General features: G+C 43.6%; 7 protein-coding genes and 1 pseudogene. 2 read left to right on the plus strand and 6 right to left on the minus strand.

Translation table 11 applies throughout. From position 1 onward, the window contains the following. Window positions 1-75 precede the first annotated feature (75 nt). Both RMX69_RS03935 and RMX69_RS03940 read right to left on the minus strand, forming a co-directional pair. On the minus strand, window positions 76-2295 hold the full coding sequence (locus RMX69_RS03935; RefSeq protein ID WP_289795605.1) for an EAL domain-containing protein: 2220 nt from the start codon (window positions 2293-2295) through the stop codon (window positions 76-78). A gap of 778 nt (window positions 2296-3073) precedes the next feature. Continuing rightward, a complete protein-coding gene (locus tag RMX69_RS03940; RefSeq protein WP_322636577.1) occupies window positions 3074-6949 on the minus strand; it encodes an ATP-binding protein in 3876 nt (1291 codons plus the stop codon). Between the two features lie 717 nt (window positions 6950-7666). Between RMX69_RS03940 and RMX69_RS03945 the strand changes: the two are divergent. Beyond that, window positions 7667-7927, plus strand: a pseudogene (locus tag RMX69_RS03945) (XisI protein); the annotation flags it as partial. Window positions 7928-7961: 34 nt separating this feature from the next. Here the strand turns inward: RMX69_RS03945 and rtcA are convergent. The 3 genes from rtcA to RMX69_RS03960 form a co-directional block, all read right to left on the minus strand. Further along, window positions 7962-9008: an RNA 3'-terminal phosphate cyclase gene (rtcA, locus tag RMX69_RS03950; protein WP_322636578.1), complete on the minus strand. Its 1047-nt coding sequence runs from the start codon at window positions 9006-9008 to the stop codon at window positions 7962-7964. Between the two features lie 145 nt (window positions 9009-9153). Continuing rightward, complete coding sequence (locus tag RMX69_RS03955) at window positions 9154-10500, minus strand: FAD-binding oxidoreductase (RefSeq protein WP_322636579.1); 1347 nt, start codon at window positions 10498-10500, stop codon at window positions 9154-9156. Window positions 10501-10662: 162 nt separating this feature from the next. After that, window positions 10663-11325, minus strand: a complete 663-nt coding sequence (locus RMX69_RS03960) for a GIY-YIG nuclease family protein (protein ID WP_289795607.1) — start codon at window positions 11323-11325, stop codon at window positions 10663-10665. 168 nt (window positions 11326-11493) lie between these two features. On the opposite strand from RMX69_RS03960, the gene RMX69_RS03965 reads away from it, so the two are divergent. Continuing rightward, window positions 11494-12420 carry a carbohydrate ABC transporter permease gene (locus RMX69_RS03965; protein ID WP_289795608.1) on the plus strand — a complete coding sequence of 309 codons (927 nt, stop codon included), beginning with the start codon at window positions 11494-11496 and terminating at the stop codon, window positions 12418-12420. Window positions 12421-12486: 66 nt separating this feature from the next. Here RMX69_RS03965 and RMX69_RS03970 read toward each other — a convergent pair whose 3' ends face one another. Continuing rightward, window positions 12487-13518, minus strand: a complete 1032-nt coding sequence (locus tag RMX69_RS03970) for a dihydroorotate dehydrogenase-like protein (protein WP_289795609.1) — start codon at window positions 13516-13518, stop codon at window positions 12487-12489. Window positions 13519-13527: the final 9 nt, after the last annotated feature.

The raw sequence follows: 13527 nt of genomic DNA on the forward strand, positions 1-13527 counted from the left end.
AGATCCCCGACTTCTTCAAGAAGTCGGGGATCTGGACATCGCGCATTTTCACAACTCATTTAGGATCGCTGAGGATTATTTAGCATCAGCATTCTTACAATCCATCTGTACCACACAATTTCTCCCTTGTGCTTTTGCCTGGTAGAGTCCTTGGTCAGCAGCAGCAATTAAGGTTGCAGGAGATAATTGGCTATGAGGAGTGATGGTTGCCACACCAAGACTTAGGGTAATGAATTCACTGACCTGAGAATGGGGATGAGGCATTTGTAATGCACTAACATTGATCTGAATATCTCTTGCAACTGCAATGGCCCCTTCAATATCAGTATTCGGCAAAATGACTGCAAACTCTTCTCCACCATAACGAGCCACTAAATCAGCAGGGTGTTTAACTGTTTGAGAGATTGCCTTAGCAACCTGTCTGAGTGCATCATCTCCTGCCAGATGTCCATGCGTATCGTTGTAAAGCTTAAAGTAATCGACATCACACAAAATCAAAGATAGCGAACTTTGCTCTCGTGCCAACCATTGCCACTGCGTGTTTAACGTGTCATCAAAGCAGCGTCGATTTCCCACTTGGGTTAGACCATCGGAACAGGCAAGGCGCTGTAATTCCTGGTTTGCTTGTTGTAATTGATGGTAAAGTTCTGATTGCTGAATAGCGATTGCAGCTTGACCTGCTAACTGGTTAAACAAGTTAATTTCCGATTGCTGCCATTGTCTGGGCTGACGGCATTGGTGAGCAATCAATAATCCCCACAAACGCTCTTGCTGCAAAATTGGTACGACAAGGTTTGCCCGAATTTGCAGACTTCTAAGGAGGTCAATATGACACGGTGATAGACCTGCATTTTCAATGTCTGCGATCGCTCTGGTGTTACCTTGTTGATAGTAAGCTGCACGCGTGGATTTAAAGCACGTGTCCATGACGTGAAATCCAAAAATCGACATACACCCTGCTGCTAAGGATTCTACAGCGACTAATCCACTCCAGTCTGGCTCAAACTGGTAAATCAGCACTCGGTCTACCTCAAACAGTTGTCGCACTTCGGCTGCTGTGGTTTGCAAAATCTCGTCTAACTCCAATGATTGGCGAATGCGCTGCGTTACAGCCGCAACAATTCGCTCAGACTCGCTTTGGTGTTGGACACGCTGCTCAACTTCCTGAGAGTGTGCCGATGCTACAGTTAACAAGATTTGCTCAAAGTAAGGGGTTGTAGTCACAGGCGCTGCACTGGGTTTAGCAATCAAATAGCCTTGAGCAAAATTTGCACCTCTTTCTCGCAGCCAGTTCAGTTCCTCAATGCACTCAATTCCTTCAGCAACAGTTTGAATATTTAACTTTTGAGTAATCTCTAAAAGCTTCTCGGTAATCGAAGCTTTGTAAAGGTCTTGATGCACATCTCGAATTAACTCCATATCCAGCTTGATAAAATCTGGACGTAACTGATGTAGCAAGTTTAGGCTGGAATAACCAGAGCCAAGGTCATCAAGAGCGATTAAAAACCCTTCACTCCGGTAGTATTGAAGCACTGCCTTGAGGTGGGCTAAATCTTGAGGATTGTCTGATTCTACAACTTCAAAAACAACGCGATCGTGGGGAATTCCAGCAGTATCAATGGCCTCTACCGTACTACGTAGGCAAAAAGCTGGGTCATAAAGTGACGTTGGTGTAAAATTGATAAAGATGTGACCATTCACTTGATGGCGGCTGAATTGAGTGATTGTGCTGAGTCGAGCAACTTGGTCGAGTTGTGGTAGAAGTCCGGCTTCAGTTGCTAACTCCAGAATAGATGTCGGTAGTACTAAATTGCCTTCTTCATCCAGACCGCGCAAGAGCGATTCATATCCAAAAATTTGCGATGTATCGTTAATTGAAACAATTGGTTGAAAGTAACTGGTGAATCGTTCTGTTGCCAGCATATCAATTAACCAATCTGATTGGTTTAACTTAATGAAGCGTTGTAATGAGGCTATGTCACTAAAATCATGGAGTTGAGGTTGGATAGTGCCTTGCATGAAAAGAACTTGCGTCTCTTTTAATTCTCTTGGTGCAAGTAGTTTGGCCAGATTACGAGCAATTTCTAGAGACTGTCCGGGTTTACACTCCAAACTCAAACCTGGTCGCTCGTGCATCAGTTCATACTTAAGGGAAAACTGCTGTAGGTAGGAGATGACTTTTATCAGGGTATGTGAAACGGGGAACCAGAGAAAGAGCCTACCTGCTTCCTTAGTCCGGCAGCGTGCAATATTGCGACAAGCACAGGTTTTGGAGATAGGACATATTTGGCTCATAGCTAAATAATTTGAATTTGCTCAATCCGATTTATTCTATTATTCCCACTATTTTTACTGTAAAAGATAAACTATACTTCAAATACATAAAGATTTGATGATTTAAATAAACCGAATAATGTAGATGAGTAAGCAACTTAGCAGCACATACTAAAATTTATACTGAGGACTCAAGTAATTGCCGACATATTTTGTGCAATTAAACAACAAATAAGGAGTTTGTTCAACAATTGAAGTTACAAAAAAAGGCAAAATCAGCCAGATTAAGAACAGCTTTTAGCTAGATTAATTCAGAGTAAATATATCTTTTTGAAGAATCAATCTGCCTAAATAAACAACAAAATCTTTGAAAAAAGTCAATAAACTAAGCCATGAATCAATGAGCTTTCATCCTAAATCCCTCTCCCAATTTTGGGAGAGGGAATTTGAAATTGGCTCCCCTATACTTATAGCGGCTCTCGGTTGAGTGAGGTACAAGAACCCCTCCCCGCTCTTCGAGCTACGGTGTACACACAAGTCGAAAAATCCTCTACAGTGAAACTGTCACGCCCACCCATATCCCGCCCAGAACTGAAGTTCTGGGCTGATAGCGAAACTCCACTGAAAGTGGACTAAATAATTAATTCAGTCCACTTTCAGTGGACTTGGGCTATGAGACTCGGAATTCATTCCGAGGCGGGATCAAAACACAGTGCGAGATTCATTAATAAAGAAAGATATAGACTTGTGTGTACACCGTAGGCAAGCGAGGAGGGAGGCTAAGATGTACCTCATGTGATTAGGAAACGCTATAGACATGCCCACTTCTAGCAATTAGAGTTGCAATTTCCTTAATTAATTCCTCTGGTTCGACGGGTTTGGACAGATGCTTTTGAAACCCTGATTCCAGTGCTTGTTGCTGATTGATTTCTCCGGCATAAGCGGTTAAAGCGATCGCCGGAATTTGTTTGGCTTGGTTTACCTGCAATGCTTTAACTTGGCGCATCAGCATATAGCCATCCATATCTGGCATCCCAATATCACTGAGCAGCATATCTGGTTCTGACTGTGCCAAAATTTGTAATGCTTCTTTTGCTGATGTCACTGCTGTCACCATTGCTCCAGCCTGTTCTAGTACAAATGTGTGGAAGTCACGGGTATCATCGTCATCATCTACAACTAAGATTTGGATACCTGCCAGAATTTCAGCCGGAGGAGAAGGATTTAATGCAGCAACATCTATATCTTGTTTTGGGGTTAAATCTTTTTTAATTAGTGGTAGCCTAACTCGAAAAATAGCTCCTTGCCCTTCACCTAAACTTTCTGCCTGAATCGTACCACCATGTAATTCGATCAAATGTCGCACAATTGCTAACCCTAACCCCAATCCACCAAATTTTCGGGTTGTCGTGCCATCAGCCTGACGAAAATATTCAAACACATAAGGCAGAAACTCAGAGCTGATTCCCTTACCTGTGTCGCTGACGGTAATCTGAGCTTGAGCGTCAACGAACTCTAGTTGAATATCAATTTTTCCTCCTTCAGGAGTGAATTTAACGGCATTCGATAAGAGATTCCAAATAACTTGTTGTAAACGACCAGAATCACCCAAAACCTGCCCGAAAGAAGCATCCAGCATCGTCTGAATTTGAATATTTTTAGCTTCTGCTGCCAAACGGACTGTTTCCAATCCCGCCTCAATCACAAGTACTAGATTGACAGGTAACATCTTCAGGTTGAGCTTGCCTTGTAAGATCCGAGAGACATCAAGCAAATCTTCAATTAGTTGAGCTTGTAATTGAGCATTCCGCTCGATAGTTGCGATCGCTTTCTTCAGCCCTGCGGCGTCAAACTCACGAGTCTGCAAGAGTTTCGCCCAACCAAGAATCGGATTCAGAGGCGATCGCAATTCATGGGAAAGTACCGCCAGAAACTCATCTTTAATTCGGTTGGCTCTTTCGGCTTCAGTTCTGGCAACTTGCTCAAGTTCCAGGAGGCGATCGCGTTCGGCTTCTGCGGCTTTGCGATCGCTAATGTCTGTAACAAAAATGCTTACCCCTTCAGCAAAAGGGTAGACGCGGTTCTCAAACCAGCGCTGCCAAGCTGGATAAAAGTATTCAAACTGAACAACGGTGTTTTGGGCGATCGCTCGATGAACCTGGGTATCAAACTCGCTTTTAACCATATCGGGAAAAACTTCCCAAAATCTCTTACCTAGCAACTCTTCCTTGGGGATGCCAACAATTTCGGCTACCTGTTCATTGACAAAGCTATAACGCCACTCTCGATCCAACACAAAGAACTGGTCTTGAATACCAGCGATAACAGTCTCTAGGTGTGCTTTGGCGACCTCAGCTTCAATTCGCAACCCTTGCTCGCGTTCCATTGCCTCTTGGCGAAGACGAGCCATTTTTAAGGCTGCTTCTACTCGCGCCAACAATTCACGGGCAGAGAAAGGTTTAATCAGATAATCATCGGCTCCCGCTTCTAACCCTTCCACCCGTGCCTCTTCCCCTGCCCGTGCTGACAACAGAATGATGGGAACTTTTTGCGTCTGCGGATCGGCTCGTAATGCTTGCAGCAGTCCAAAGCCATCTAATCCAGGCATCATCACATCTGTCAGTACCAAGTCTGGAACACGCTCACGAGCAGAATCCAAAGCAGCTAAACCGTCTGGCACTGCTTCCACTTCATACTGTTGACTTAATAGCCGATTGACATAATCACGCATATCTGCGTTATCATCGGCCAGAAGAATTCGAGCAGAAGGAGCAGAAGGGCACAGAGGCAGAAGGGAAAATACTTCCTTCTCCCCTGCTCCCCTGCTCCCCTGCTCCCCTGCTTCTTCCGGTAGCCACCGCAGGGCTTCTTCTAAATAAGGTGTTGCACCTAATGCAGTTGAAGCTAAAGTTCGCGGGGCACTAATCCGGTCTGGGGGCAAATGAGCATATCCGGTTGGAATTGACACAGTAAAGCAACTGCCTACTCCGAGAAGACTGGTAACATCAACTGTTCCACCATGCATTTGCACCAATTCTTGCACCAGTGACAATCCAATTCCTGACCCTTCAAAAGTTCGTCCTTGCGCCCCTTTGACGCGGTGGAATCGTTCAAAAAGGTGGGGGATTTCTGCGGCTGGAATACCGATTCCTGTGTCTTTGACTGCAAACTCGATACGGTCATTTGACCACTGTAAACTGACCGCAATTTCTCCAGCCATCGTGAACTTAAAGGCATTCGAGAGCAGGTTAAGAACAATTTTTTCCCACATCTCTCGATCTACATACACTGGTGCTGGCAGGGAAGGACAATTAACTGATAACTGCATCCCTGCCCGTTCTACCGCCGAACGAAAGACACTAGCTAGTTCTGCTGTGAAGGTGGCAAGGTTGGTGGGTTCATAAGAGGCTTGAACCCTTCCGGCTTCAATGCGTGAAAAATCTAGCAAGCTATTGACCAGTTTCAGCAGCCGAAGTCCGTTGCGTTGCACCATTTCTAACTGCTCTCGTTCTTTGGCTGGAAGCAGGGTGGCACAATTGGTTAAGGTGTCTTCTAATGGCCCCAACATTAAAGTAAGTGGGGTACGGAACTCGTGGCTGACGTTGCTGAAAAAGACGGTTTTGGCGCGATCAATTTCTGCCAAGGCTTCAGCGCGTTTGCGTTCTTCCTCGTAAGCTTGGGCGTTAGCGATACTGGCGGCAATTTGAGCCGCAACTAAATCGATGAATCCTTGATAATTGTCGTCGAATAGCCTGAAGGGGTTCAAACCAGCAATTAATATACCAGCTTTTCCGGTTTGACCGGATGCAGCAATGGGTACTGCGATCGCTTGATGGGGCGATCGCTGCCAAACGCCACAAGGTAGACTATCAAAAGACATTTCCAAATCGGAAATCAGTTTGGTTTGATGTGTTCCGATCACTTCCGCAAAGGGCCAAACCCCATCAGCATCAAGAGAAACTGTTTCTGGAACTGCTACGTGGTTTTGCTCAATGCGGCACGTTCCAGCCAGAAAAACTTCCTGCTTATCGGGATCGACCAGATAAATCATTGCGAAAGGGAGATCGTAAGGGTTGCTCTCCAGGCAACTCGCACTTAGCGTACAGGCTTCATCAAATGTCCGCGCGTCTGCTGTCCTCGCCGCTAGTTCGCGCAACAGTGCCAATTGACGCTCGCTGATAATTCGCTGCGTGTCCTCTGTGTTAGCGCAGATGATCCCACCTGTGTCGCCTTGGTCATTAGGAACCGGGCTATATGAAAAAGTATAATAGGTTTCTTCTGGGTAGCCGTTGCGCTCCATAATTAGCAGTAGCGCTTCGTCGTAAGTACCCTCATTCTTCAGCATTGCTGATTCGGCGCGAGGCCCAACCTGATCCCATATTTCCCGCCACACGTAGGAAGCCTGCTGTCCAAGCGCTGCTGGATGTTTGCCGCCGATAATAGTTTTATAAGCGTCATTGTAAAGGTTAATTAGTTCCTCACCCCACCAAACAAACATGGGTTGACGGCAAGTTAGCACAATTCGCACGGCAGTCTTCAAACTCTGCGGCCACTGCTGTGTCGGGCCAAGGGATGTTTTTGACCAATCGTATTCTCGCATCCTAGCCCCCATTTCACCTCCACCGATCAGGAAATTTACGTTGGCATTGCTTGCTAACGTTGACTCGTTCTTCATTAATTCCTCTCGATTGGTCATGTGTTGGTTACAGGCTACATCGGTGGTTGTCTTTTAGGAGAAATCCTCTATAAATTAGACCTTGACGCTTCTAAACAGTCATTTTAAAGGATATTCAAAAGCGTATACAGCTTGAGATGTCAACTTTGCTGTGACTTTTCAAAGCATTGAAATTGCCTTTTCGGGGCAAGTTTTTACTTTGGCTATTTTTATTGTCTCCTTTATATCATCGATATTTCAAGCTACCAAGGGCGATTATTATTAGACATCTCCGAAGAAAGGCAGGAGACAGTCTCTATAAAACAAGCGTTTGGCACGCTGTAAGTCAAGCAAACGGGACTTCCCGAATTTCTCACAAGTGAGAAAAAAATGCTTAGGTTAGCCACCCGCATTTCTCACAAGCAGTAAAAATCAATTTACATTACCTGATGTAAGATATTTTTTTGATACATCATCATTTCAAATTTAAGTAGGCAAAATAATTAAGTATAAAATCAGACTGAAAAATATAAAATAGTTACTAAATTTATTTGAGTACGCAAATATAAAAACTCTGTTCATAAAATAAGCATTTCAAAACTAGACTTGGTTTTATCCAAGTCCTAAATATTCCTCAGCGATCGCTTTATGGTATGAGTAGTGGTTAAATAAATTTAATATATGTATGCCAGCTAAAGATATATTTCATAATAAAGTCATGCCAAAAATCGCTCAAATAGTCAGACAGAAGTCAAATTGTTATTTGATACTGAACGCGATCGCTATCAAGTTATGAACATTGGTTGGCAAGAGCTAACGCGAATATTTGGTTGTATTATTTATGTAGAAATTAAAGATGGCAAAATTTGGATCGAACGCGATGGAACCGAAATCGGAGTGGCGAATGAATTAGTAGAAGCTGGAGTTCCTAAACAAGATATAGTTTTGGCTTTTAAAGCCCCATACAAACGAAAATTTACTGACTTTGCTGCTAGTTGAAGCACATAGGAGTTAGTAAATCTATATACTTATTTTATCTAGTCAAACTCTTTACTGACACTATTTTTTCAGCTTCATCTACCATAATTTGCGCTAGCCCAAACTGTTCAATAACTGCTGCATTCGTCGTCAAATGCCTACTCACTTCAGCCACCCGATAATGACTTTCTTGCGAAGCTAAAGCAGCCGGCAATAATAACTGATCTGCTAAATGTTCATCCACTGGTGCGCCCGTGTAATGAAACTCAAGCAGTTGCTGACAAGCAATCTCTGCAACTGTTTCCGCCGACAATCGCAAACGCCCAAATCCACCAAAGCCAGTTAAGCTATTCTGATACTCAGCAGTTAAAAAAATACCCGCCCCAGGTGCTACACCTCTTTCTCGTAAAGTCTGTACAGCAACTTTTAAATGGGCTGACCGTAACAAATTCTCCGCACGATTAGCCATCCGTTGCGGAATATGGGAAGGCAATTCCGTCACCACTGCTAGTCCTCGCACCTGTTGTAAATCGCCCCGTTCCAACAAGTCGATCCCACCGAGTTTACCACCGCCATCCACCTGTAACTCTACCTCACCCCCACCTTGGGGATACCACCCCCAAGCGCCTAACTTGACTTGGGCTTCTACACCCATGCGTTGCAGTATAGGCAGATAAACTTGCTCAATGTACGTCGCTGTCGGGCTAAAGTTCACATGAGTTCCACCCTTTAGTGTCACCAGGGAATTGCCAGATGCTAATGCCAAAGGTAAGAGAATTGTTTGAAGAACTAGAGCGATCGCACCCGCAGAACCACCTTGTTGTGCTTTACTAACATCAAAGGTATAAATTCCAGCTTGCACAGCACTACCTGGGATGAATTCCAGCAGCATTGAACCCAAAGCATCACCCCGTAGTTGGGCATTACAAATTCTCGCCGCCGCCCGAACTGCTGTTAAATGTTGTGCTGCTAATCCTGGCTTTTTGCGTCCAGCGCGAATGCCTGTAATTCGTATGGGTTCGCCGGTAATGGCGGCTAGACTTAAGGAAGTGCGAAGAACTTGTCCGCCTCCCTCTCCGTAGGAACCGTCAATTTCAATCATGGGCGATTATTGGAATGTTGGATTTTGGGTTATCCCCACGGCTCTTAAAATCAAACCACAAATTATAAACGCCCAGCAACTAGCTTTTTGGAGCTAAGTTACACAAATATACAGAGAAATTTCTGATATGTGTTTCTGTAGTTTGCTAATTTTGAGTATGGAATTGAATAACCTTGCTTTTACCGGGGTTCATCAACCCATAAGGATCGACTATTTCTTTAAATTTTAACTGTTCAGGATCGATAACTTTTCTACCGCCGTCTTCAATAATATACGTATGAGGATTGGCAATACTCACACCCTGTTCTTCGTGATAGCGGATAATTTCATTGAGGCGTTCTTCTGTGGTGTAACGCACAAGTTGCAAAGCGCCAGGAACTACGACACCATTCACCCGAAAAAATTCTAAATGCATCATTACCTCATCACCGAAGTAATTATACATCTGCTCTACTACTTGCAAATTGCCATCATTAGGAAAGAGACTCTGTAAGTATGTAATACCAGCATCTACACTCCGGGCAAGCAAGGTAGTGTGGTTCCAGCTAAATTCTGCTAAATGTGTACCTTTGGCTGCTTCCTCAGCTGATTTTTTATATGTAATCTGGCCGCCGTATTGCTGCACCAAAGTCGGTAAGAATTCCAAACTTGGTTCAGAAATTATCAAAAATACTGAGTGAGTTCCTTCAAGAATATACTCTTGTACTGCGTGAAAATATTGGGAAATTGGGGATGCAAAAACAGAAATCAACTTCTTAATCATGCCATCAGCATTGCCAATTGCCTGACCAAACTTTGCTGCTGTCATAAAGTCGTCAAAGGTGACAATGACTTCTGCCCAAGGATAAGCTGGCCCTAAAGGAATTTCCACTTCAGTGATGATGCCATTAATTCCCCAAGCATGATTTACCTTTTGGACATCATCGCCGCGTAATGCGATCGCACGGGGTTCATCTTCTACAGTGATCACTCGCAATGCTAAGATATTACCGCGATCGCCTAGTAACCCATATTGAATCGAGCCAATACCCCCACTTCCCCCAGCAATAAATCCGCCAATTGTCGCTGTGCGGTATGTAGAAGGAGCCATACGGATTTCCCAGCCGATTTCTCGTGTTTTTTTATCCAAAGCTGCCAACTTCACCCCAGCTTCTACCCGCGCCACTCCCGGTTTTACCCAAAGAATCTCTTGCAACCGCGTCATATCTAAAATTACGCCACCATGCAACGGTACACATTGCCCATAATTCCCAGTTCCCGCACCTCGCACAGTTACAGGTATACGATGTTTTGCACAGGCAGCTGCAACTTTTAAAACCTCTGCTTCATTAGCGGGACGCACTACGATATCCCCAACTTTTCCCTCTAATTTCGACACTAACACAGGGCTAAAAGTGTGATAATCCTGGGATAATTTTGCGACTTGGATAGAGTCGGTAATAATTTCTATGCCTTCTAGAGAATTAATCAGAGCGTCTAATTTTGTCATCATATCAATACCTTATTTTTTAACGCAGAGGAACGCAAAGAATTCACTCCTCTGCGAACCTTTGCGCTTCCCTCAGCGCCCCTCTGCGTTTTAAAATCCTCTCATCTTTCACAGAACTTTCATGCCACTTACTCAAAAAGTCAGATAGCGCAAAGCAGACAAAAATCAATACTTAGTTTCCTCTGTCTGTGCGTCAATAATTACACTCCAGTCATCGTTTTTCACAGCAGCTTCAAGTTGACGCTGACGTTCGGCTTCACTCGCATCTATTGTTTCTAACTCTTTAGAAAGAGTTGTATCAGCCATTGCTTTCCGCAGTTTTAGCTTTTTCTCCTCGTAGGCTTGAAGTTGGGCTTCTGACATTACCGCCTTAGTCGCTTCACCTACCGTACTAGCCCACATTCCGCCATCATTTGCATTACCAGGTGGCATACTTTCGAGTTCTGCTATCCACGCATCTCGCAAATCTTCCATTTCTTGACGTTTGGGAAATTTGAATGCTTGCACACGTACAAAAGCACACCTTTGCTCGCCATTTTGGCGAAGATGGCTGTTTAAGGAAAGCAACACATTCCGAGAATAGCCAATGTACTGCGTGCGGCGTTCTGCATCTAATACTGCGTAAACTCCGGCAATTTTAGCGTTCTGAGCAGCTACACTCCAAGCCTCAAACTCAATGATTTCAGTACCATTGTTTGCCAGTTCAGGAGTTATACTCACCTCAATGGCGGTGTGTTCGTTGTCAGAACTATACAAAAAATCATGCAGTCCACGGTGGTTTATGGGGACATTTTGATGTTCAATTGGCGGATTGTGCTGAGTTTCCATTGCAGTTTCTCCGAGTTATTAATTAGCGATGTCTACGACGAACTTCTCTATGAGAGGCGACGCCAATGCTTACACAAGCAAATAATGCCCTTAAAATATTGAAGCTTAAATCTACTCACATCTCCAAATTCTTATTCTGACAAAGCAAAAACAACTATTAAACTTCTTATGAATCAATTGATACCTAAAAATTGGATGTTCATCAAACAACGGCTTACCCCTTATTTATTTTTATTACCCGCCCTAGTTCTTTTAGGGTTAACTGTCTTTTGGCCTGCACTGCAAGCCTTTTACCTCAGTTTTACCAGTTATGAAGACATTGCCCAGCCGCCACAATGGATAGGTTTAGCCAACTTTCTCAAGCTTTGGAAGGATGCAGTTTTTTGGAAAACCTTGGAAAACACTTTTTTATATCTTGTAGGTGTAGTACCAATTTTAGTAATTGCTCCCTTAGTACTGGCAATTTTGGTAAATCAGAAATTGCGGGGAATGAATTGGTTTAGAGCAGCGTACTACACTCCAGTGGTAATTTCAATGGTGGTTGCGGGAATAGCTTGGAAATGGCTGTATGCAGAAAACGGATTACTGAATCAGTTATTTAAAGCTTTAGGTCTTTTTCCAGAAGGTATTCCTTGGCTAACTAGCCCAGCAAAAATCTTAGGCATTGTACCAATTTCTCTTGCCAGTGTCATGGCTGTCACCGTGTGGAAAGGATTAGGCTACTACATGGTGATTTATTTAGCAGGGTTGCAATCAATTCCCGCTGATGTGTACGAAGCCGCAGCCATTGATGGCTCTGATGGTATCAGCAAACATTGGGATATTACCATACCTTTAATGAAGCCATATTTAGCCTTAGTGGCAGTAATTTCGGCTATTTCTGCAACCAAAGTGTTTGAAGAAGTCTACATTATGACTCAAGGAGGCCCACTCAGTAGTTCGAAGACGATTGTTTATTATTTATATGAGCAAGCCTTTAATAACTTGGAAATTAGCTATGCTTGCACGATTGGTCTGGTGCTATTTTTGATAATTTTAGGATTGTCAGTTTTGCGATTAACTATTAATCAGCAAGGTGATGATATCACAATTTAATATAGACTTAATTTAAATATATTAAATTTAGAAAAATCATCCGATTCGATAACTTTTTTGTTTGCTCTAACCAAAGTAATACGATGTGTCATGATCGGCTTTCCATTCAGGTTTATAGGTGCTAAGAGAGCGCATATACTGGGCACGTTCAAAGGCGCTAGGATTTGGGCAATGCTTTTGACTCATACTTCCTTGCATTTGTTGTACTGATTCGTATTCGTGTTGTTGCATCCATTCGCGCATTTCCTGCTCAATGACTCGAATCTGGTTGATCCCATGTCGTAGCAGTACCGAGCAAAGCATCGTAATCTTGGCACCAGCCATGAGCATTTTTAAAGCATCATCGCCTCGATGAATACCGCTAGTTGCAGCCAAATCAGCATGAATGCAACCATAGAGAATCGCAATCCATCGCAGAGGTAATCGCATTGATTGCGGTGTACTTAACAGCACATTGGGTTCAACATCGAGGAGATTGAGGTTAATATCCGGCTGGTAAAAGCGGTTAAATAGTACCAAAGCATCAGCACCCGCCTCATTCAAACGTTTTGCCATATTTGCCATATTGGTAAAATAGGGGCTGAGTTTGACTGCTACAGGGATAATTACTGCTGCTTTAACTGCACGAAGAATATCAATATAAGTCTGCTCAATTTCATTACTCGTTAGTTCCATATCGGTAGGAACATAGTAAATATTCAATTCGAGTGCGTCTGCTCCCGCTTGCTGAATTTGTTTGGCATAGTTTGTCCATCCACCAACGGATGAGCCATTGAGACTGGCAATAATCGGAATGCCTACCTTCTGCTTGGCTTTGTAGATATGCTCTAAATAAGTTTCTGGCCCCACCCGAAAGTTGATTGAATCAGGGAAGTAAGTCAAGGCTTCAGGAAAACTTTCAGTACCGTGAGTGAGGTGATGATGGAGTTCATAACGTTCTAAGTGCAACTGTTCCTCAAATAGTGAATGCATCACCACTGCTGCTGCACCTGCGTCTTCCATTCGCTGAATGTTATCAATATCCTCAGAGAGAGGTGATGCAGAGGGAACAAGAGGCGATCGCAATTTCATCCCCAAATAAGTTGTAGTCAAATCCATAACAACCTC

The sequence above is a fragment of the Nostoc sp. EspVER01 genome (assembly GCF_034530635.1).
GTDB lineage: Bacteria > Cyanobacteriota > Cyanobacteriia > Cyanobacteriales > Nostocaceae > Nostoc.